The following is a 22,561-nucleotide window of genomic DNA, read 5'->3' as shown; positions in this document are numbered from 1 at the left end:
TCCGTTAACTAAGCTTGCGCCGTCAACTTGTTCGCAAAGTCCTTTGCAAGCTCGCCTTCACGCAAGATTACCAAAACGCCCGCATCATCCCCAATTAGCCCAAACACTTCTGGCAAATTCGCTTCTTCAAGGTCCGTCTTCAAAGCCGGACCAGTTCCTGGCGCCACCTTAATCATAATCATATTCCCTTGGGTTGCAACATCAGTTGTGGTCTCTTGCAAAATACGACCAAGCTGACCAAAATAATCAGCCCCTGACATCACAGCGTAGGCAAATCCACCAGCCGGTAGTGGCACCTTTACTAATTGCATTTCGGTAATATCACGTGAAATCGTTGCTTGCGTGACTTCCCAACCAGCTTCATTCAATTTACGTACCAAGTCTTCTTGGCGTTGAATTTGCTCGTTGCTAATCAACGTCTTGATGGCTTGTTGACGTTCTTGCTTACTTCGTCTCATCCGTCTTTTCCTCACGACGTGCATTCAATTGTGCGTGTGCACCAGCCACCACAGCTTCGCGTTCAGCTTCAGACATCGTGCTATCACCACCATCAAGTACCAAGTGAGCCAAGAATTCAATGTTTCCTGATCCACCCTTAATTGGTGAATAGTCCAACCCAACAATACTGAACCCAGCTGCCTTTGCGTAGCCAGCTACTTTATCAATAACTGCCAAGTGTGTTGCGGCATCCTTGACGATACCGTGCTTACCAATTGCTTCACGACCCGCCTCAAATTGTGGCTTAATCAATGTTGCGACTGATCCACCAGGCGTCAAAATCTTTGAAAGAGGTGGCAAAATCAAGTTCAACGAAATGAATGAAACGTCGATTGTCGCCACTTCAGGTTGCCCTTGGGTGAAATCTTGCAATTCAGAGTAGCGGAAGTTGGTGTTTTCCATTACAACAACACGCTCATCTGAACGCAACTTCCAAGCCAATTGGTTTGTTCCCACGTCCAGGGCGTAAACCAACTTAGCACCGTTTTGCAATGACACATCGGTAAAGCCACCCGTTGAAGACCCAATATCCAAAACTGTCTTGCCATCAACTGAGATGTCAAACACATCCAAAGCCTTTTCAAGCTTAAAGCCACCACGTGATACATATGGCATAGGCGCACCCTTCAAGTGCAACTCAGTTGTTACGGGAATCTTCTCACCCGCCTTGTCCATGCGTTGCTCGTTTTCGCCCAAAATTTCGCCAGCCATAATTGCACGCTTAGCTTGTTCACGCGAGGTAAAAAGTCCTTGCTGAACCGCTAAAACATCTACTCGTTCTTTCTCAATCGCCATTATTTCTCCAATGTCTCGTTAAAGTAATCCAAAAATGATACCAACAGTGCGATGTCATTGCCTGTTAGTTCACCAAGCTTTTGCAACGCCTGATTGGCAAGTGCGACTTGTTCACGTAAAGCATCAATCGCACCTTGCACCCCAAGTAGCGTTGGATATGCTTGCTTATCCTCATCATCGTCCTGACCAAGGTCATCCAAATCATCCTTAATTTGGAAAGCAAGGCCATAAGCCATCCCAAAATTCCAAAGTTGTTCTTTGACTGCTTCTGATGCGTGGGCCATGATACCACCAGCAATGGCAGCATAGGCAATCAACGCACTGGTCTTGCGATAATGAATTGCCTTCGCTTGATCAAGTGTAATCGTATCAGCATTCGTTGCCGCCATATCCATCACTTGACCAGCCACCATACCGTTTGCACCTGATGCCAAAGCTAGTTGCAACATCAACTCAGCCTTTTGCGGTGTGGTTAATAGCGGATCACTCGCCAACCATTGATAAGCCAATGGTTGCAAGGCATCCCCCGCTAGAATTGCGACATCTTCACCAAACTGGCGGTGAGTCGTTGGCTTACCACGACGCATATCATCATTATCCATCGCTGGTAAATCATCGTGAATCAAGCTGTACGTGTGAATCAATTCCAACGCACTCGCTGCGCGAACCAATCCTGGTACGCCCATACCATACGATTGGGCAACTGCCAAAGTTAGCAATGGACGCAATCGCTTACCACCAGCCATCACAGCATATGTCATCGCCTCGCGGAGCGTCTTCTCGGTCGTGCTTTGGGTCAATTCCGTTGCCAAAGTCTCTTCAATCTTTGGGACAACTTCACTGGCAAACTCTGTTAAATTCATACTACGCCTCGGGATTAAAATCTGAGGTTGAACCATCCGCATTAACAATCTTTGCCAAGCTTTGTTCAGCCGTTTGCAGTGTCTTTTGTAGTTCTTGACTCAACTTGACGCCGGTCTCAAACTCCTTCAACGCTTCTTCCAAAGGCACATCACCCTTTTCCAAGCGGGCAACAATTTGTTCCAACGTTGCCAAGTTTTCTTCAAATGTCTTTTCTGCCATTATTCTGTTTCTTCCTTTTTCGTTACCGTTGCTGTCACTTGACCATCTGCCAGGCGAATCAAAACGTCTTCTTGCAACGTGACATCTGCCACAGAGTTTAGAATATGTCCGTCTTGTTCAACAACACTATAGCCACGCGCTAAAATTGCCAATGGACTAACTAATTGCAACCCTGCCGCAGCTCTGCCGACCCGTTGTTGCGCATTTTCCGTTTGACGCGTCATCGCATTCGTTAAACGCGGTGCAATCAAATCGAATTGATGGCGACGTTGCGTCACCAAAGTCACAACAGATTGTTGTAGTCGTTGCTGGGCAATGTCCAAACGTTGTAAGTAACCCTCGTAAAGACGAGCCGGCTGTGTCAACACATAACTGTTTTGCAAACGTTGTAAACGTTCTTGAGAATTAACAACTTGACGTTGCATTTGATTCACCAAACGTTGTTGCATTTGTTGGATGCCTAACCACAAATCAGCCAAAGGAACTGGTGTTGCCAATTCAGCAGCGGCCGTTGGTGTGGCAGCGCGTTGATCAGCAATAAAGTCAGCAATCGTCGTATCTGTTTCGTGTCCAACTGAGCTAATAATCGGCATTGGCATGGTCAACATTTGACGAGCCACAGCTTCTTCGTTAAAGGCCCACAAATCTTCAATCGAGCCACCACCACGACCCATAATCAAAACGTCGTAATCACCAGCTTCAGCAACCGCCGTCATCTGAGCAGTTAGCGATGGTACCGCACCATCCCCTTGCACAACCGCTGGATAAAGTACGATTTCAGCAATCGGATAACGGCGTTGTACCGTCGTCATAATGTCACGAATAACCGCACCGCTTGGTGATGTAATAACCGCAATTTTCTTTGGAAAACGTGGGATTGGTCGTTGCAGTTGATTAAACAAACCTTCTTCAGCTAACTTCGCTTTCAATTGTTCATACGCTTGATATAATGCGCCGACCCCATCTGGTTCCAGCTTATCAATAATCAAACTGTATGAACCGTTGGGCGCATACAAATCCATGTGACCAACGGCGTTCACCTTCATCCCCGGTTCCAGCTTAAACTGCAACTTTTGGAAAGCAAACTTAAACATGGTTGCGTTCAGCACCGCCCCATCATCTTTCAATGAAAAGTATTGGTGGCCTGGACGTTGGCGATAATTGGAAATTTCACCAGTTACGTAGACCTCTTTTAGATAGGGATCCGCTGTGAACTTACGCTTTAAGTACGACGTCAACGCCGATACTGTTAGATAGTCTGCCATGGGTCCTCCAATGCAACCCCGTGGTGTTGTGCGGCAAGTTCAACCGTTGTTTGTAGCAACGTTGCAATTGTCATTGGTCCGACACCACCTGGGACTGGCGTAATCAAACTTGCGACAGGTTCAGCTGATGCAAAATCAACATCCCCCACCAATGAACCATCTTCAAGGCGGTTAATCCCGACATCAATCACAACCGCACCGGCCTTCAATTCTGATCCCTTAATCAAACCAGGCACACCGGTTGCAACAATCACGATGTCAGCTTCACTCACCAATAATTCCGTCAACGATGCCGGTGTGTAGCGGTGCAATAGTGACACGGTTGCGTTGGCCGCTTGAAGCAAGGCTGCCATTGGACGACCAACCAAAATCGAACGCCCGATAACAACAGCATGCTTTCCAGCTACATCAACACCTTCGTGGTGCAACATCGTCATAATACCGCGTGGCGTGTTGGCAACTGGGTAGTATCCTTCACGGTTCGCATACAGACGACCAATGTTTTCTGGGTGGAAACCATCGACATCCTTGCGCGGGTCAATCGCCTCTTGAACCTTGTGTTCATCAATTTGTGATGGCACTGGGCTTTGCACCAAAATCGCATCAACGCTATCATCAGCGTTAAGTTCAGCAATTTTGGCTAGCACCTCTGCTTCTGAAGTGTCTGCTGGGTACTTAATTGTTTGTGCATTCACACCAACCTTACCAGCTGCACGTTCCTTGTTGCGAACGTAAATCTCACTGGCTGGGTCATCCCCAACCAAAATAACAGCCAACCCCGGTGTAATCCCTTGCGTTGCCAACTTTTTAGTTTGACGCGCAACGGCTGCACGTAAGTCCTTGGCAATTTGCTTGCCGTCAATTAACTTTCCCATGGTGCACCTCACTTTTATTCATTATCAATGCATAAATTTTACCACAATCTATCACTTTAAACCATGAACCAGTCCAAATGAAAAACGGCCGAACCCTTATTTTTAAAGGGCTCAGCCGTTTTAATTTGTGTTAAATTCCAAAAATCATCAGCCATTATTTCTAATGAATAAAGACCGTTGACTACTTAACAAACCAGGTATGGTACAACTTAATAAATAATGTGCCAATAATCGCAATCACCAACGTGTTCGCTAGCATTGCCATACCACCTTGCGCATACGCCTTACCAAGCGTTGTACCGTAAATCCAGTGATCTCCCAATGGGGCAATCACCAACCAGACCACTGCGTTCGCAATGACTTGCCAAATATTAAACAAGACCAGTTTGCGTGACGTTAATTCACCAACAAAGACACCAATTCGAGTCGTGGCTAGTCCAATAAAGAAACCAAACATACCGTCAGCAATAGCCCAAGTCCACCAAACTGAATCCAAGTTGGCTGATGACAAATCAGTCAATGAATGTCCAATGAAGGCAACAATAAACCCAGCAATTGGTCCAAAAATAGCTGACATCAAGGCCAACCAAGCTGGTGCCACCGTGATATCGGTATGTGAAACGCCTGAAGGCCAGGCAACATATTTAAACAACAACACAAAAATAATCGTCCCAACAATTGTCCCGATTACCTTGTGCGCTGACAAAACATTATGATTCATGGAATCACTCCTACATTAATTTTTCGTTATTCATGACTGTCGTTCAAGACAACCAAGTCATTTGGCAAATCTTGCCCATTAAGTTGTTGATAATACTTTCGGAAAACCGTATTGTATGAATCCTCACTCATTAAATCAGGATTCATCGCAAGATAACGAATAGTCTTAACTTGCATGACTTCTGTTGCATTTGGCTTGCTCAAGTCATTAATCCCCACCATTGGCGACATCAAATCATTCGCTTGCCCTTGGTGCTTCAAAGCTAAGGTGTGACCGAACTCGTGAATAATTGTATGCTCAGCTTCTTGGTTGTGCAAGTCCTCAATGTCACGCGAGGTTACCGGTCCGCAAACAGCACCAGATAGATAGTCTTCACGTTGAATTGTCTTAGCCAACCATACCTTAGCGGCTTGCTTTGAAATCCACATCGTATTACCAGCTTCAGTGGTCGTTGCCAAAACGGTTGTATCGGTTTTACCCAAATCATCCGTAATGTCTTTGTAGCCAATCAACAGTTGGATAATCTGCATCATCCGGCCACACGTTGCGATCGACATTCTCATTTTGGTTAGCCTTAGTTGACGTTACTTTAATAAAGTCGACGCCCATCGCTTTATTCCAAACCTCAGCCGCTTTGTTTACCCAGACCAACGCTTGTCCATTGGTCTCACTCATCGCCTTAGATGACACAACGACCTTCATCTCACCGTTAGCGTTCAAATCCCAATGTGATGTCACCGGCAGCTTATCGGCATCAGTTGCACCCATCGTTGCCTGTTGCTTACCCACTTTAGCAATATAAGCTTTCTCTTGCTTAGCAGCCGCATTTGCATCGGCCACATTCATATAATAACGAATGAATTGTGGTGCAATCAACACCAACAAAATAATGACCGTCAAGACGATTGCCAATCGCTTATTACGGCTTAGTCGCTTTCTACGTGCCATATAGACTCATACCTCATCTCAAAACCCAAACCCAAAACGCTACTCGCCGTCCTCTGCCTCTTCAGCTGGTGCGTTCTTTTGTTCTTCAATTGCTTCATTGATTGCCGTCAATTCTTTATCAAAGAAGGCCGCAATCTTCGTTTCCACCGTTTCTGGATCATCCAAAAAGGCTGCGACGGTTGCCGCCGTCTCAATACGAAGCCCAGACTTAGTCACTAATGGGTGCTCAACAATCATGTAGAGCGTCACTTCAGTCTCTGGATCGTTAATCACAATCTTGCTAATCGCATTCGTATAGCGAATTGGCAAGTTAATCAACCCCGTTTCCAAACGTAGGCTAATTGGCTCATCCCCACTGATAAGCAACTCTGCGCTGAAAAGCTTGTTGTCTGCCAACACTTTTTCAGCATATGTAAACAAATCATCCAAATTAACAGTTGCTTGGTCAGCCGCAGTAAACGACTTGACGTCATACTGTTCATCCTTGATTGCTGCAATAAAATCATTACCAGTTAATTGCATCACATTTCTCGCTTTTCATTGATATCTAACGATTAGTGTAGCATAAAACAGGCCGAGGTTTGCGTTCCTCGGCCTGTTCTTAACTTATTCTGTAATCGGTGTAAACACGTGGTCCTTCAACAAAAGTTGTTCATCCGCCTGCTTGGCAACTTCACGTTCGTGTGTAATCAGGATAACTGTCTTACCAAATTCATGTGCTAGCTCCGCAAAGAGCGCCACAATTTTTTCTGAATTTTCGTGATCCAAGTTTCCGGTTGCTTCGTCCGCTGCAACAATCGGCGCATCCACTAGCAAAGCACGGACAATTGCGACACGCTGTTGTTCACCACCAGACAAACGTTGCACATTCTTTTGCACCTTCTCTTCATCGATACCGACACGGGCCAACTGTTCCAAAATATACGCTTTGTCATTCGCATGCTTTGACTTCGTGATTGCCAAAGCTGTTTGAACATTTTGGAAAGCCGTCATTGTCGTCAACAAGTTGTATGACTGGAAAATCGTTGAGACATACTTTTGTCGAAAGGCAGTTAACCCAATCTTCTTAATTGATACACCATCAACCAAGATATCACCTTCACGTGGCACATCAAGTCCGGCCAAAAATGAAAGCAACGTGGTCTTACCAGAACCAGATTCACCAACGATAGCGTAGAACTTACCGCTCTCGAACGTTAGATTAACATCCTTGTACAAGGCATTATCAGCCGTCGTGTACCAATGCGTTAAATTTTTAATTTCTAGCGTCATTATTCTTCCTCACTAATCGGCTTGCAAAATTTGCTTTGGTCGCATACGCAATATGCTAAAGGCTGCCCCTGATACTGACAACACTGCGATTAAGAAAGCAACACCGCCCAATTCCGCAATTGCTGTTGGCGTCATTGCAACATCCAACTGTTCATTCTTAGTGGCTGCACCGCCACCCATCATTGGGCCACCACCCATGCCACCGCTAGGCTTTCCTGATGGTGCACCACCTTGTTGACCATTTTGACCACCGCCTGGCATACCACCACGCGCTGATTGCATTTGTTGCGTCGTTTGTTGTTGTACAAGTTGCTTGCCAACTAGGCCAGATACACTGTTACCAGCTGCTGTTGCAATCCCCAACGCGATTGCCAAAATAACTAACATTTCCGTGAACAATTGGGCAACAACCTTTGGCTTAGATTCACCGATTGATACCAAAATACCAATCTCACGGCGATACTCGCGGGTAATCAAAATGATAATCAAACCAAGGATTAAGACGCCGGCAATTGACACAATCCAAACAATCTTAGAGGCAAATGCCGCCACGTTCTTCATACTTGCTGCCACTGTCTTATATTGACTTGCATCAGACGTAAAAGTAAGTTCTGACGTATCAATCAGCTTCTTGGCTTGCTTCACAAATGCATTTGTCTTGGCTGGCTCAGCCATCGTAAATGTCACGTTTGATGCTTGATCTGGTGTGCCATTAATGTCATTAGCCAATGTGAATGATCCATAAATCGTATTTGCTGGGTCTTCACGTTGGAATCCGTCGGTCGTTGTCTTCAACTTGTAGATTCCAACAACCTTAACAGTCTTTTCAGTAGCCGCATCATCCGTCGTCTTAACAGTCAACGTATCGCCGACCTTAATGTTGTTAGCCGTTGCCAATTCATTTGCAATCACCACATTATTGGTGTTTTGGTCGCTTGTCTTAATGCCACGTCCAGAAACAATTTTGGCCGTACCATCAGAAAATGAGGCTGTTGCTGTGGTTGATGTCACACCATTGACTTGAATGTCACCTGAATTTTGGTTACCCATCATGCCCCCACGGTCACCACCACCCATTGGCGTATTCGTTGACGTGGTTGTAATTGCCTTAAAACTTGAGGCGTTTACTGAAGCACTATTCGTAATGTTGTATGAAGCCACATTTGAAAGCGCGGCAATCTTCTTAACTTCTGAAATAGTTGCCGTTGGCATCGTAATTGACGTCGTCGTGTCTGAGAATGATGAGTCTTCAGAAGACGATTCGGATGATTGGGCCGCCTTCATCTGCTCAAACATCTTCTCTCGGTTAGTCGACAGCGTTACTGTTGATCCAACTGAATTAGCTGCATTCGTGGCTGCTTTCAAGGCCGCGTTTTGCACAATCAATCCAGCCATCACAAACGCCAAAATTACTGTTGACGTGAGGACCAGCAATACTGACCGTCCTTTTCGTGCCCACAGTGTAATACCTGCTCGTTTTACGAAATTCATGTTACTTCTCACTCCTATCATTGCGTCGTTGCGCTGCTTGCGGCAGCATCATCGATTGAATTTGACTGTGATTGATTACCGTATCCACCCATTGGACCACCATTGCCACCAAAGCCGCCATTCTGTTGCGTCATATTTGGTCGACTGGTTTCACCTAATCCAAACGGGTGAAACGCTGCAATGGCACTAAACGCCATCGCTAATGTCGCAATACCTAGCGTTACATACTGTAGCCAAGGACGTTGCTTGCGTTGTTCATAACGATCTGTCATATCGCTATCCTCCATCTATTTTCTGACAAGGCTTATAATATGAGTCCAAGCTTAGGCGATACTTCACGGGGGCTAAAAGCAAACATAAATTTTTATGTCTATTGAATTGTTAGTGACAATCAGGTACAAAAAAACGCCGTACGACTAAAAATCGTACGGCGTTTAATTTATGCAATCTAATGATTACTTGTTAACGGCTTCCTTGAAGTCCTTACCAGCCTTGAAGGCAGGTGCCTTTGCGGCTGCGATTTCAATTTCTGCACCAGTTTGTGGGTTGCGACCCTTACGTGCTGCACGCTCGCGAACTTCGAAAGTTCCGAAGCCTACCAAAGCAACCTTCTCGCCCTTAGCAAGTTCGTTCTTGATAACGTCCAACAATGCGTTAACTGTCTTAGCAGTTTCTGACTTTGGCAATTCAGTTTGTGCTGCAACCAAGTCGATCAATTCTGTCTTTGAAGCCATGTGATAATACCTCTTTATTAATTATTACCTGATTAGTATACGCTATGCATCGCAAAATACACAGCTTTTTGTGCGAAATTCCTAAGCGGTCTTAGTGAATTTTTAAAAATGTATGCAAAATACATACCCATAAAAAGAGAATGCCGCTATAACTGGCAAGTTACGGCGGCTAAGAGAGAGAAAGAGAATTGGTTGTGTAAAGCATCTCTGCTTTACGAATATTAATATAACACCCCATGTATACGTTTGCAACCAATGCCCCCGCCTATTCTCCTATTAGTCGGATTTCCTACACAAACGGCACAATTTCTTCACGATTGGTCAACTTTGCACCAGCTGCCTCATCGATAATAACTGTGACATTTGCATGCTTTTGCAAAATACTTGCAGGCATGTCTTCCGTAACTGGCCCTTCGATCATCGCTGCCACAGCATCAGCCTTCGCTGCACCGTAAGCAACCAATAGAATTTCCTTAGCCTTCATGATGCTACCAATTCCCATTGAGTAAGCATAGCGAGGCACTTCGTCTTCATGCTCAAAGAAGCGCGCATTTGCTTCGATTGTTGACTCAGTTAGTGTCACTTCGTGCGTCAAAGAATCGAATGGCGTACCAGGCTCGTTGAACCCGATGTGACCATTTTGACCCAATCCCAAGATTTGTAGATCGATTGGGTTTGCGTCAATGATGCCTTCGTAACGCTTCGTCTCAGTTTCAGCGTCCGCCATACCATCAGGGACATAGCTCTCCTTGAATGGCTTAGCGTTGAACAAGTGCGCGTTCATGAAGTAACGGTAGCTTTGCTCGTGCGTACCAGGCAAGCCCTTGTACTCGTCCAAGTTGATTGAAATCTTATCAGAGAAGTCCAAATCACTAGCCTTCAACTCATCGTAAATTGAGATTGGCGTTGAACCAGTCGCCAATCCGAAAACTTGTGCACCATTCTTAACAGCCTCTGCGAATACTTCGTACCCTGCGTGGCCACCAGCTTGTTGATCTTTAACTTGTAGAATCTTCATTTTATTTCCCCTTAAAAAATGCGTTCTGTGTTTTTATTTATCTTTGGTATAGACCAATTATAGACCAATTTCTATACCAATTCAACTCAGAAAGTCATTTTTTGTTTGAGGTTTTGTTAGTTAGTGGTTAGTGTCCGTCCTACCGGCCGGAGTGCTTGGCCCCTTCTAGGGCACGCTAACACGCACTGACCATGACCTGCAGGGAGCGGAGTCCGCGCCGTTGGCGCGTGCTCCTTTACCTCCCGTGGCTCTAAGCGGTAAAACCGCTAAGAACCCACACCTGCGGGTCAAGATCAGTACGTGTCTATACGCGTGGCGGGGCCAAGCACAGCAGCCAAGCAATACTCTGATTGTTTGATCGTCATCCACCACAATACCGCAGGTTGAACTGTTCGCCTATTTGTTTTCCAGTAGATGTAAATCCATGTCAGACTAGAACATCTCAGCTGCTGTGGCTGGGGGCGCCCCACGTATAGAACCGGACATGGCTAAACCTGTGGGGGTAATACTTAGGGGTTTTACCCCTTAGTATTACGGAGGGTAAAGGTGTACGCTGCAACGCAGTGGACTCCGCCTCCCACGGTTTTGACATGTCCGGTTTAGTGGGCCAAAAGAAGCCCCCAGCCACTCCGACCAGAGGTCGGACACTCGCACAATCTACATACCGCAAACTAAAAAGACCTGATGTCAGGAATCTCCCAACATCAGGTCTTTAATCGTTAATTATTATCCCTTAACGGCCTTTTCCAATGTCTCCATTGCGCGTGAGTGACGTGCAATATCTGACATCAACTCTGCTTCAAAGGCATCAACAGACTTTGACTTCGTGTCCGTTGAACCGAAGCGACGAATCGTAACCGTGTTGTTGTTAACTTCTTCATCACCGATAACCAACGTGTAAGGAACCTTAGACGTTTGGGCATCGCGAATCAAGTAACCCAACTTTTCGTTGCGATCTTCGTATTCAGCACGGATACCTTGCTTGATCAAACGATCAGCCAAGTCCTTAGCGAACTTACCGTGGGCATCGCGGTTAACAGGAATGATACGTACTTGGTGTGGTGCCAACCAAGTTGGGAACGCACCCTTGTACATTTCAGTCAAGTAAGCCGTGAAGCGCTCCATCGTAGAAATAATTCCACGGTGAATCATAACTGGACGGTGCAATTCACCATCTGGTCCGACGTAAGTAACATCGAAACGCTCAGGCAACAAGAAGTCCAATTGGATCGTAGACAACGTCTCTTCCCCACCCAAAGCAGTCTTGATTTGCACGTCCAACTTTGGTCCGTAGAACGCAGCTTCACCTTCAGCTTCGAAGTAATCCAACTCCATGTCGTCCATGGCCTTCTTCAACATCGTTTGAGCCTTGTCCCACATGTCATCGTCGTCGTAGTACTTTTCCGTGTTTTCAGGGTCACGGTATGACAAACGGAAACGGTAATCCGTGATATCAAAGTCAGCGTAAACGTCGATCATCAAGCCCAAAATCTTCTTGAACTCGTCCTCGATTTGGTCTGGCATAACGAACGTGTGACCGTCGTTCAACGTCATTTCACGAACACGTGACAAACCAGTCAAAGCACCTGACTTCTCGTAACGGTGCATCATTCCCAATTCAGCAATTCGGAATGGCAACTCACGGTATGAACGTGGCTTGTGCTTGAACACCATGATGTGAGATGGGCAGTTCATTGGACGCAATTCCAAGAACTCGCCATCTCCCATGTCCATAGGTGGGAACATGTCATCGCGGTAGTGATCCCAGTGACCTGATTGCTTGTACAAGTTCAAGTTTGACATGATTGGCGTGTAAACGTGTTGGTAACCGTCTTGAACTTCGCGGTCAACAATGTAACGCTCCAACGTACGACGGATAGCAGCACCGTTTGGCATCCAAACAGCCAAACCAGCACCAACTTCTTGAGACGTAAAGAACAAGTCTTGCTCTGCACCAATCTTACGGTGGTCACGTTCCTTAGCTTCTTCACGACGCTTCATTTCAGCATCCAAGTCTTCAGCCGTCCAGAATGCCGTTCCGTAGATACGTTGCAACATTGGGTTTGAAGACTTTCCACGCCAGTAAGCACCAGCAACTGACGTCAACTTAAAGTGCTTAATCCAGTTCGTTGATGGGACCAAACCACCACGGTCCAATTCAACGTGCTCACCTTGAACAGCGATTGAGATGTGCTCATCGGCTGGCAAGTCGTTAATCAATTCAATCTTGTATGGATCGTTCTTGAACATTTCCAAAGCTTCGTCGCGCGTAATCTCACGAGAAACGATTGGCAAGTTTTCTGAAGCGATTTGCTTCATCATCTTTTCAATCTCAGGGAATTGCTCAGCTGAAATTTGGCTACCTTCAACCTTGTCAGTATCGTAGTAGAAACCATTATCGATGGCTGGACCAACACCGTAGTGAATTTGGTCTGGGTACAAACGGTTCAAAGCTTGTGCCAACAAGTGAGAAACAGAGTGACGCAACAATTGCAATCCTTCTGCATCATCCTTGGTAATCAATGAAAAGGCACCATCTTCTTGAATGCCATCGTTCATACCAACGTAGTGACCGTTCAACTTACCTGAAACAGACTTCTTAGCCAATGACTTTGAAATACCGTTAGCAATTTCCAAAGGCGTTACGCCAGCTGGGAATTCCTTCACGGCACCGTCTGGGAATGTAATCTTTACATCTGCCATATTGTGTAATCTCCTATTTAATCTGCGTGCAACTTGACGCGCGAAAAACAAAAACGTCCCGTTACAACAATTATACTTGTCGTAACGGGACGTTTGCACGCGGTACCACCCGAATTCGAGAGGGTTCCCCCTCACCTCATCGTCCCTTAACGCGGGAAACGGAACTGGTTCACCAGTTCGCTTGGAAGTAGTACCGTTCAACGACCGTTATCTGCCTCCCACCGATGGCAAACTCTCTATAAACAATCTTGTTCAACGACTTATCTTCGTCAACGCTTTATTCTTAATTCATTATACTCGAAAACTCGAAAAATGAAACCCTTAACTATTGACGCAACAATTAGTTTACGCCTTCTTCTTCACCAGGATTAAACCATGACGCATGGGCGTTTGTTTTTTGGACCGTCAAGTCAAAATAGTGCACAACCTTATCTGGTGCATTGTGCCATTCCCACGTCTTATCCAATGATGCTTTCGTAATAATACGATATTGCGTACTTGGAAATAGGCAACTGATAATCGTTAATTGCGGTGACTGCGTTTGACGCAACACGTCGGTATCACCCTTATTGACCAATATCTGGTCTGTCACCTTATATTGATAAATGCCCGAACGATTAGCCATGTAGATTGGCTGGCCGTTCAACCAATCACTCCCCTTCAGTTCTCCATCGACAAGATAAGGGGCATCTTGATTGAGGCGTTCTTGTAGGGCAGAAAAACCGGTTTTACCATCATTAAAATTGTGACTCGCCAAACCATAATTGCCTTGGCCCATAACTGGCACCTGTTTACCATCTGGATCATCCGCCGTGCGATTAGCATAATTAGCCCCGGCATCTAGGCCCACCTCGCTGTAGGCATTATCGAAGATTGGTTGCAAAATGCCTAGCGATGGCATACTGACAAAACCTTGCTTATGCAAACCTTCATCGCGGTGCGTTTCCTTCATGACCCGGTCAACAATTGCTTGTCGCTCAGATTGGGTAATCTTTTCATTAGACACCTTAACCCGCTGCTTCAACTCTTCTCGTTGAATTGTGCCACGGATATTCAATGTATTCTCTTGGTACCCGTAATAGCCACCCGCTACAACACCGCCTACCAAGACAGCCGGCACAACTCGCCGTATTAGCTTACCCATTAGGTGTCCTCCTCATTTCCTTAGTCAATCTATTCTAGTTCCAAATCCCCGTGTGGACAAGTCGAGTGGTGGCAAATCATTTTTAAACGAACAAAAAAGATTGGCCTCCGCAGATACCAATCTTTTTTTGAGTCTTATTCATTCAGTTAATTATTGCAATGTTACGCCCGCTTCGCGCGCTAGTTGGCGCAATTCAGATGATTCCAAATGTAAATCCGAACGTAGTCGCCCAAATGAAATTCCCGGCTTATTGGCGACACGATCTTGAATGCGCTTGATTTGACGTTCACGATACTCACTCTTGTGGGCACTTTCGTTTTCAACCGTCACGCTAAATTCTGATGCTGCAGACGTTGCAAAGGTGTAGTTTAATTGTCCGACCCCTGTTGACATTGATGTAAAGTTAGCCATTATAGCCCCCCAATAACCGTACATTGACGATGTTTTCTTTAAGATAGTTCTTATTATACCCTATTGTTCGTAAAAATGTGGTTTTTTGTTCCGATTATCGTTTTTTCGTTCAGAAATAAAGAAAGAATCCGATGTTTCAGATAACAAAACATCGGATTCTTTAGTTAATTATCGTAATTCAACACCAGCTTCACGCGCTAGTTGACGCAAATCAGCTGTTTCCAAATTCAAATCGGCACGCAAACGAGCAAACGTGATATCTGGCTTAGTTGCCACACGATCCTGAATGCGCTTGATTTGTGCTTCGCGATAGTGGTTCGGACGACCACTTGCATTTTCTACCTTTACGCCAAACTCGGCTGCTGTAGATGTTGAAAATGAATAGTTCAACTTCCCAACGCCAGTCGACATTGCTGAATAATCTGCATAATGTTTCCCCCATATGACTATCTCTAATTTAGAAATATCATACAAGTCATATATGGCTGAATTATGATTTGTTTCTGAAGTCTAAAGAAGCAAATCTTGCCCGTGAAGTCAAATATTAAAACCGGCAGCTGTTTTGTAACAACTGCCGGTTTTGGTATTTATGATATTAAGCGTTAGCCTTTTCAATCAAAGCCTTCGTAAAGGCTTGCAACTCTTCAGTTGCTTCAACATCAGGGCTCAAGTTAACCTTGACACTGTCAGCTCCCTTAGTGGCACCTGACTTCTCAAATTGTGCTTCGAACTTGTCGATGGCAACGGCAAAGTCCTTACCGTAGAAGTCATCACCAGAACCTGAAACACCGTAGACAATACCAGTCAAATCAGCGTCTTCCAAGTCCTCAAAGAAGTCCAATGACTCATCAGGAACAGTTCCCTTATCAAACGTGTAAGGTACAACCACCACGATGTCAGTCTCGTCGGCTGAAATGTCGTGTGGGTCAATCATTGAGATGTCTTCCTTAGTAACTTCAACACCTTCTGATTCGAACGTGTCGATGATAACGTCCGCAACATCCTCATTGTTACCAGTAATCGTAGCGTAAAATACACGAGCCTTCATGATAATCTACCTCTTTTAAAATCTGTCATTTCGTATTTGTTGATACAAGTATATTGCGAATACGAAACACTTTCAAATTAAAAGGGGTGGTTATCGTATTCAATCCATGATTCGTGTGAATCTTGAATACGCTTAAACATCTTTTGCATGTCCAACGTTGAGAACGTTACCAAAACAGGGCGTCCGTGTGGGCAGTTGTATGGGTTCTCTGAGTGTGACAATTGATCAATCAAGCCCTTGGCCTCAAAGTCATTCATTGACCAGTTAGCCTTGATTGAACGCTTGCAGGCCATCATAATTGCCGTACGCTCACGGAATTGAGCAGTCGTCAAATTACCATCGCGCAAAATCCAATCAACCATTTCACGAATCGTATCTTCTTCTTGTCCCTTCTCAAACCAACCTGGGTGTTCACGGACAATCACCGCGTCATCCCCAAATGGTTCCAAATGCAAGCCAACCTTAGCCAACTCTGCTTCATGGGATTGAATCTTCAAGATATCAATCTTAGGGTATTCCAACACGATTGGCACCAGCAACTTCTGCATTTCCATGCCGACCTTACCGATTTCCTCTCGATAGTACTCATACTTCACACGCTCTTGAGCGGCGTGCTGGTCAATCAAGTACAGCCCTTCTTCAGACTGCGCAAACAAGAACGTACCGTGCATTTGACCAATATAGTCAAGCTTGGGGAAGCTTTGCCCGTGCTCATCAACAGCCGTAATAGTGTCATCCTTCAGGTCTAGTGATTCTTGCTCAGCTGCCATCGTAACGCCCCCTTCATCAAAGGGGTTAACTGCATCGGCATCTTGATACTTTTCAGCGAATTCACTCACCGCGGTTCCTTCAAGCTCATCCGCACTATACACAACAACTGGCGCGATATCGTCAACCGAGAAGTTATCAGCCAATTTTTCGTAATCCGCCATCGACATAGGCGCTGGGTGATTGGCAGGTGTATCCGGTGCATATGAGCTAACATATGGCTTTGACGCTTCGTTTAGCTGTGCCAAGAACGCCTCGTCATTTTCAGCTGCGTTTTGCTCCTCGCCTAGATAGTTTTCATAGGCATTTGGAATCAAATTCTGGTTCGCAAAGCGTTCCTTAACTGTACGCTCAATCAAATCCATCAACTGACTTTCCTTAGAAAGACGAACTTCATGTTTTTGTGGGTGCACGTTCACATCGACCAATAGTGGATCCATCGTAATTTGCAAAACAGCAATTGGGAAACGACCGACCATCAACTTTGATCCATATCCCTTAACAAGCGCACGACTCAAGTTGAAGTTCTTGATATAACGTCCGTTAATCAAAATTGAAATGTATGAACGATTAGCACGCGTCAATTCAGGCAGTGAGATATAACCGTTCAACTCAAAGTCATTGTCTTCAGCCTGGATTGCCAACATCTTACGAGCTTGTTGTACCCCGTAAATCGACGCAATGACCTGTTGTAGATTACCGTTACCCGCTGTACGCATCATTTCGTTACCGTTGTGTGATAGACGGAATGAAATATCAGGATAACTCATCGCCAAACGGTTAATCACATCCACAATCTGTGCTAATTCAGTTGATTGTGACTTCAAGTACTTCAAACGCGCAGGCGTATTAAAGAACAGCTCTGACACCGTAATGTCAGTTCCCTTACGTGCGCCCGTTCCGACTTCTTCAAGTAGTTCACCACCCTTGTAGTGAACACGCGTTCCTTGTGGTGCATCAGCAGTGGCCGTTTCTAGCACGACATCCGCAACTGACGCGATTGATGGCAACGCCTCACCACGGAACCCCAACGAGTGCACGCGGAACAAATCATTACGTGACGTAATCTTAGACGTCGCGTGACGCAAGAACGCTTTCTTAACTTGATCAGCCTCAATACCATCACCATCGTCAATAATGCGAATCGACTTTACACCAGCCTCTTCAACCAGCACATCAATTTGATGACTGTTGGCATCAATTGCATTTTCAACCAATTCTTTGACAACAGATGCAGGTCGTTCAATAACCTCACCGGCCGCAATTTGGTTAGCTAAAATATCTGATAATTCATGAATTTCTGCCATAACGCAGCCCTCTTATTACTTCATTTGCTTTTGCCACTCATTTAGTTTCATCATCGCATCAAGTGGCGTCATCGTTGCGATGTTGGTTTGCTTAATTTCATCCAAAATGGCTTGTAGCGCAGGATCAACCGCTGGTTCCAACGCAAACAAGTCAAGTTGCGTATCTTCTTCAACAACCGGCTCAGGTGTCGGCGTAACTGGTAGTTCAGCCACTGGTTCAGCTAACTTGGCTGATACTGGTTGTGGTTGTACTAACGTTTCTGAAATCGTCACATCTTGGGCTTCAAGACTTGCCAAAATATCAGACGCACGGGCAATCAATGAGTCTGGCAAGCCCGCCAACTTCGCCACGTTGATACCGTAACTTTGGTCAGCTGGGCCTGTCAAAACCTTGTGTGAAAAGACCAATTCACCATTCTCTTCCGTTGCTCCAACGTGGACATTGCGCAAATGATCAAGCTCATCTGACAATGCCGTCAATTCGTGATAGTGAGTTGAGAAGAGTGTCTTTGCCTTGGTGTTATTGTGAACATACTCAATGATCGCTTGTGCCAAAGCCATACCGTCATACGTTGCCGTTCCGCGACCCAACTCATCAAACAAAATCAGTGAACGCTTCGTCGCATTTTGCAATGCTGTATTTGCTTCGGCCATTTCAACCATGAACGTTGAATTTCCAGAAATCAAATCATCAGCGGCCCCGATACGGGTAAAGATTTGGTCGAAGATTGGTAGTTCCGCCTCACTAGCAGGGACATATGATCCAATTTGTGCCATCACGACCGTCAAGGCCAATTGGCGCATGTACGTTGACTTACCAGACATGTTCGGTCCAGTAATCAACATAATCGTTTCGTCTTCGTCCATGTAGACGTCGTTGGCAACATATGATTGGTGGCCCAATACTTTTTCAACTACGGGGTGACGTCCGTCCTTGATAACCAGCTTTTGGTTATCAACCAAGGTTGGACGGGTGAACTTGTATTGCTCAGCTACCGTTGCAAGTGATTGCAAAACATCAAGCTCAGCCAAGGTGGCCGCCAACTTTTGAATACGGGCAATGTTGTCCTTAATCTGATCGCGCACTTCGGTGAACAATTGGTATTCCAAGTCGCTCGACTTTGTTTCAGCTTCCAGAATGATTTGCTCGCGTTCCTTCAATTCAGGCGTAATGAAACGTTCGGCGTTTGCCAACGTTTGCTTACGCGTGTAACGGTCAGGGTCAAGCTTACCGATGTTGGCCTTCGTGACTTCGATGTAGTAACCAAAGACCTTATTGAACCCAATCTTTAACGTACTGATACCAGTGGCGTCACGCTCTTTGGCTTCCAACTCAGCTAGCCACTTCTTACCGCCCTTCATCACATCGCGGTACTCATCCAAACGGCTGTTGTAGCCTGAGCGAATCACACCACCGTCAGTGACTGAGATTGGTGGTTCCTCGGCAATCGCCTTTGAAATCAAAATTTCAATATCCGATACTGGATCCATGCGACGTAACAAGTCACCAAAGACAGCTGGGTCTAAATCACCAAGCGTCACCATAATATCCGGCACTTGGCGCAATGAATTACGTAGTTGCAACAAGTCACGACCATTTGCCGTACCATAAGCAACACGTCCAGCCAATCGTTCCAAATCGTAAACTGACTTCAACGTTTCTTGCAAAGCAGCGCGTGAGAAGAAGTCCTTCAACAGTTCACCAATCTTGTCATAGCGGGCTTCAATGGTCTCGCGATCAAGCAACGGTTGCTCCAACCATTGCTTCAATGCACGACCACCCATCGCTGTCTTGGTATTATCCAACAACCACAAAAGTGTGCCTGAACGTTGTTGCGTACGCAAGTTAACCGTCAATTCCAAGTTAGCACGTGAATTACGGTCTAACTTGAGGTATTGCGCAATCTCATAAGGCGTCGCCATCTGCAAGTGATCCAACGAACGCTTTTGCGTCGTAAACAAATAAGCCAACAAAATATCAGCCGCTTCTTTTTGTTCTGGCACTTCTAGCTGTTGCGTCAAATATGACGTTTCAGCGTTGGCTGGTCCTTCTTCTTGCTTAGAAACCAAGATACCCAAGCTCGTGAGATTGGCCATCAATTCATCAGGCAACTCGGCGTTCGTCACAATTTCCTCCGTCTCCAAACGGCTGATTTCATTCAAAACGCCGTTCGTTGCTGAAACTGACGTCGCCTTCACTTCACCAGTTGAAAGGTCCGCATAAGCCAATCCAAAGCCACCAACTGGCGTCATTGATAAGCTAACCAAGTAGTTGTTTTCCTTAGCCGCATCCGCTGTGTTGCGCATGCGTGTTCCAGGTGTCACCAGTTGGACAACCTCACGGCGAACCATCCCCTCAGCTTCAGCTGGGTTTTCCATTTGTTCAACAACAGCAACCTTATAACCCTTATCAACCAGAATATCGATATAGTTTTGTGCGGCGTGGTGAGGCACACCCGCCATCGGAATTGGTTCAGCAGAATTCTTATTACGTTGTGTCAACGTCAACTCCAATAGTTGTGACCCTAACACCGCGTCATCATTAAACAATTCATAAAAATCACCTAGACGATAAAACAAAAACGCATCAGGGTATTGCGCCTTGATTTCGTTATATTGTTTCATCATTGGTGTTTCTTTTGGCTTAGCCATTATGCAACTTTTCCTTCCCCATCAAAATGTGCAAAAACGCCCACCGGTTCAGCGCCGGTAAGCGTTCATTTTTTAATCTTCGTCCTTGAACAAATCTGCCAAGCCAGCCAAAGGTGTATTAGCTTGTGCTGGTGCTTCTTCTTGCTTTTGTTCAAAATCGTCTTCAGAAATAACAGCCCAGCCCTTACCTTCTGGCATTGGTTGGTCCTTCTCTTCTTCCGTCAAGACTTGAAGTGGCACTGACAAAGCAACGTATTCCATCAACGCTTGATCAAAATCAATCAACCCATCTTCAATCAAAATAACTGAGTCTTCGATTTCATAACGATCAGCGTGCTCCTCGTTTTGCAAGTAAACTTCATCGATATCGAAATCAACATCCATTTCAACCGGCGTCAATGAGCGCGTTGATGGTGTCACCAACTTCCCCTTCACGTTTGCGTGAATAATGATGTCTTCACGATCAGCTTGCGCAAATCCAGTAACCGTCAATGGTGTAACGTCCAATACAACGTCACCAAAAGTTGCCAACAAAGGCTCCTTCAAATCAACGACCTCGCTGAATTGCAATGATTCAGTCTTGTACTTTTGGAGTTCAGCATATTGCCACTTCATGTGATTATCCTCTTTCTATAAAAACTGGAATACGTCCCGTATCTAGCGGTGACGCTTTGTCCTGACGTGTCCGTGAGAACTGTTGATACAAGCGACCAGCTCGGTAATCAAGCATTAAGATTCCAGTCAGGTCATCCTTCTCAACTTTATGTATCAACGGCAACGTGAATGACTCACGTTGTTGCTTCAAATACCGGCGACCGACCTTTGTTGCACCTAGCATGCGTAAATAAGGTCGTTGCATCGCCATTTGCATCTCAGCGTCCGTTATATTCAAAACAGTGTATAACAGCGTTCTTTGCAAGCGAGCCTGCGTATAACGCTTTGACTTAAACGTTGTCATAAACATCTCATAGTCAGCTGTTGTGTCCCGTTCAATGGTTTCTTTAAGACGGTATGCCAACCCATCCGTCAATTGATAAATGTTTTCTAATTCGTCAATTGGCGTGGTCAACACTTTATAGCGCAACGCATCATACCACGTTTCAGACCAATCAGCTGTTTGCGCACCTTGTGCTAACCATTCAGCTGCAGGTTGCGAAACATAGTCAGTAAATGCCGTTGCTGGCGCCTCCTGATTAATCAACTCACGTAGCGCGGTCGCACTCGCAATGTGATCATCCGAAAGCGTTGTATCATGATACCCAGCTTTAATGCGTTGAATCGGTTGTAGGCGAATCTGATTCACCAAACCAAGTTCAATAACCGCTGTGGCATAAGCAAAGCCCAACATATCATTTGGATCCGTCAACCGGAATCCAACAACCTCGGCCAAAACATCATTAAATGCTGTGGCATAGGTCTGTGAATAATCAGCTGAGAAATGTTCATCCGCTGCCAAACGGTCACGGGCCTGCTGTGAGAGTGCTAAGAAATCTAACTCAGCATGCTCGGCACCAAATACGATACTTGAAACGCCGGCATCCGCTAACAGTTGTACGGCACCACGGGCAAAAATATGTGCTGGTTGCACAGCGAAAGCGAAGGGAAGTTCAAAAACGATATCAACCCCACCCGCTAAGGCTAATTCCGTACGTCGCCACTTATCGAAAATGGCTGGTAACCCACGTTGCACATAGTTACCGCTCATGACAGCCACAACTGTATCAGCACCAGTAACCGCCTTTGCTTGGGCGACATGGTAGGCATGTCCATTATGGAATGGATTATATTCAGTTACTAACCCAACTGCCTCCATGTTGCCCTCCAAGCT

The 22,561-nt window shown here is 45.5% G+C and carries 24 protein-coding genes and 1 other annotated feature; all 24 genes read right to left on the bottom strand.

What is annotated here, in order from left to right; all coding sequences use genetic code 11:
- Positions 1–8: 8 nt before the first annotated feature.
- Complete coding sequence (locus C6P11_RS03285; RefSeq protein WP_135518563.1) at positions 9–458, bottom strand: arginine repressor; 450 nt, start codon at positions 456–458, stop codon at positions 9–11.
- Positions 445–1,293 (bottom strand): TlyA family RNA methyltransferase, encoded by an 849-nt coding sequence (locus tag C6P11_RS03280; protein WP_135518561.1) that lies wholly within the window; start codon positions 1,291–1,293, stop codon positions 445–447. The genes C6P11_RS03285 and C6P11_RS03280 overlap by 14 nt, the downstream gene beginning before the upstream one ends.
- Positions 1,293–2,156: a polyprenyl synthetase family protein gene (locus C6P11_RS03275; protein ID WP_135518559.1), complete on the bottom strand. Its 864-nt coding sequence runs from the start codon at positions 2,154–2,156 to the stop codon at positions 1,293–1,295. The genes C6P11_RS03280 and C6P11_RS03275 overlap by 1 nt, the downstream gene beginning before the upstream one ends.
- 1 nt (position 2,157) lies before the next feature.
- Positions 2,158–2,376: an exodeoxyribonuclease VII small subunit gene (locus C6P11_RS03270; RefSeq protein ID WP_003610280.1), complete on the bottom strand. Its 219-nt coding sequence runs from the start codon at positions 2,374–2,376 to the stop codon at positions 2,158–2,160.
- On the bottom strand, positions 2,376–3,641 hold the full coding sequence (xseA, locus tag C6P11_RS03265) for an exodeoxyribonuclease VII large subunit (RefSeq protein WP_135518557.1): 1,266 nt from the start codon (positions 3,639–3,641) through the stop codon (positions 2,376–2,378). Before xseA ends, C6P11_RS03270 begins: the two co-directional genes overlap by 1 nt.
- Complete coding sequence (locus C6P11_RS03260; RefSeq protein ID WP_135518555.1) at positions 3,626–4,516, bottom strand: bifunctional 5,10-methylenetetrahydrofolate dehydrogenase/5,10-methenyltetrahydrofolate cyclohydrolase; 891 nt, start codon at positions 4,514–4,516, stop codon at positions 3,626–3,628. The genes xseA and C6P11_RS03260 overlap by 16 nt, the downstream gene beginning before the upstream one ends.
- A 181-nt stretch (positions 4,517–4,697) precedes the next feature.
- On the bottom strand, positions 4,698–5,237 hold the full coding sequence (locus C6P11_RS03255; protein WP_135518553.1) for an ECF-type riboflavin transporter substrate-binding protein: 540 nt from the start codon (positions 5,235–5,237) through the stop codon (positions 4,698–4,700).
- 26 nt (positions 5,238–5,263) lie between these two features.
- Positions 5,264–5,770, bottom strand: a complete 507-nt coding sequence (locus C6P11_RS11205) for a hypothetical protein (protein ID WP_245299762.1) — start codon at positions 5,768–5,770, stop codon at positions 5,264–5,266.
- Positions 5,721–6,185 carry a hypothetical protein gene (locus C6P11_RS11200; RefSeq protein ID WP_245299760.1) on the bottom strand — a complete coding sequence of 155 codons (465 nt, stop codon included), beginning with the start codon at positions 6,183–6,185 and terminating at the stop codon, positions 5,721–5,723. The genes C6P11_RS11205 and C6P11_RS11200 overlap by 50 nt, the downstream gene beginning before the upstream one ends.
- A 39-nt stretch (positions 6,186–6,224) precedes the next feature.
- Entirely contained in the window at positions 6,225–6,707 is a 483-nt protein-coding gene (locus C6P11_RS03245) for a hypothetical protein (RefSeq protein ID WP_135518551.1), read from the bottom strand.
- Positions 6,708–6,791: 84 nt separating this feature from the next.
- On the bottom strand, positions 6,792–7,457 hold the full coding sequence (locus C6P11_RS03240) for an ABC transporter ATP-binding protein (RefSeq protein WP_135518549.1): 666 nt from the start codon (positions 7,455–7,457) through the stop codon (positions 6,792–6,794).
- A 12-nt stretch (positions 7,458–7,469) separates the two neighbouring features.
- On the bottom strand, positions 7,470–8,948 hold the full coding sequence (locus tag C6P11_RS03235) for an ABC transporter permease (protein WP_135518547.1): 1,479 nt from the start codon (positions 8,946–8,948) through the stop codon (positions 7,470–7,472).
- A 17-nt stretch (positions 8,949–8,965) separates the two neighbouring features.
- Positions 8,966–9,220: a hypothetical protein gene (locus tag C6P11_RS03230; protein WP_135518545.1), complete on the bottom strand. Its 255-nt coding sequence runs from the start codon at positions 9,218–9,220 to the stop codon at positions 8,966–8,968.
- 183 nt (positions 9,221–9,403) lie between these two features.
- Positions 9,404–9,682, bottom strand: a complete 279-nt coding sequence (locus tag C6P11_RS03225; RefSeq protein WP_003610296.1) for an HU family DNA-binding protein — start codon at positions 9,680–9,682, stop codon at positions 9,404–9,406.
- 289 nt (positions 9,683–9,971) lie between these two features.
- Complete coding sequence (locus C6P11_RS03220; RefSeq protein ID WP_135518543.1) at positions 9,972–10,700, bottom strand: glucosamine-6-phosphate deaminase; 729 nt, start codon at positions 10,698–10,700, stop codon at positions 9,972–9,974.
- A gap of 726 nt (positions 10,701–11,426) precedes the next feature.
- Positions 11,427–13,403, bottom strand: coding sequence for a threonine--tRNA ligase (gene thrS / locus C6P11_RS03215; RefSeq protein ID WP_003610300.1), 1,977 nt, complete (start codon positions 13,401–13,403; stop codon positions 11,427–11,429).
- Positions 13,404–13,485: 82 nt separating this feature from the next.
- Positions 13,486–13,685: a binding site (T-box leader), on the bottom strand.
- A gap of 58 nt (positions 13,686–13,743) precedes the next feature.
- On the bottom strand, positions 13,744–14,547 hold the full coding sequence (locus C6P11_RS03210) for a class A sortase (RefSeq protein ID WP_135518541.1): 804 nt from the start codon (positions 14,545–14,547) through the stop codon (positions 13,744–13,746).
- Between the two features lie 150 nt (positions 14,548–14,697).
- Positions 14,698–14,958 (bottom strand): hypothetical protein, encoded by a 261-nt coding sequence (locus C6P11_RS03205; RefSeq protein WP_003610304.1) that lies wholly within the window; start codon positions 14,956–14,958, stop codon positions 14,698–14,700.
- Positions 14,959–15,126: 168 nt separating this feature from the next.
- Positions 15,127–15,369 (bottom strand): hypothetical protein, encoded by a 243-nt coding sequence (locus C6P11_RS03200; protein WP_135518539.1) that lies wholly within the window; start codon positions 15,367–15,369, stop codon positions 15,127–15,129.
- Between the two features lie 184 nt (positions 15,370–15,553).
- Entirely contained in the window at positions 15,554–16,006 is a 453-nt protein-coding gene (locus C6P11_RS03195) for a flavodoxin domain-containing protein (protein WP_135518537.1), read from the bottom strand.
- Positions 16,007–16,083: 77 nt separating this feature from the next.
- Complete coding sequence (gene mutL, locus C6P11_RS03190; protein ID WP_135518535.1) at positions 16,084–18,081, bottom strand: DNA mismatch repair endonuclease MutL; 1,998 nt, start codon at positions 18,079–18,081, stop codon at positions 16,084–16,086.
- Between the two features lie 15 nt (positions 18,082–18,096).
- A complete protein-coding gene (gene mutS, locus C6P11_RS03185) occupies positions 18,097–20,733 on the bottom strand; it encodes a DNA mismatch repair protein MutS (protein WP_135518533.1) in 2,637 nt (878 codons plus the stop codon).
- 72 nt (positions 20,734–20,805) lie between these two features.
- A complete protein-coding gene (locus C6P11_RS03180; protein WP_003610314.1) occupies positions 20,806–21,348 on the bottom strand; it encodes a YceD family protein in 543 nt (180 codons plus the stop codon).
- A 4-nt stretch (positions 21,349–21,352) separates the two neighbouring features.
- Positions 21,353–22,546 (bottom strand): nucleotidyltransferase, encoded by a 1,194-nt coding sequence (locus C6P11_RS03175; protein WP_135518531.1) that lies wholly within the window; start codon positions 22,544–22,546, stop codon positions 21,353–21,355.
- Positions 22,547–22,561: the final 15 nt, after the last annotated feature.

The sequence above is a fragment of the Weissella confusa genome (genome assembly GCF_004766315.1).
Lineage (GTDB): Bacteria > Bacillota > Bacilli > Lactobacillales > Lactobacillaceae > Weissella > Weissella confusa_A.
The sequence above is the reverse complement of the archived record's forward strand: the minus strand, read 5'-3'. Positions and strand labels throughout refer to the sequence as shown.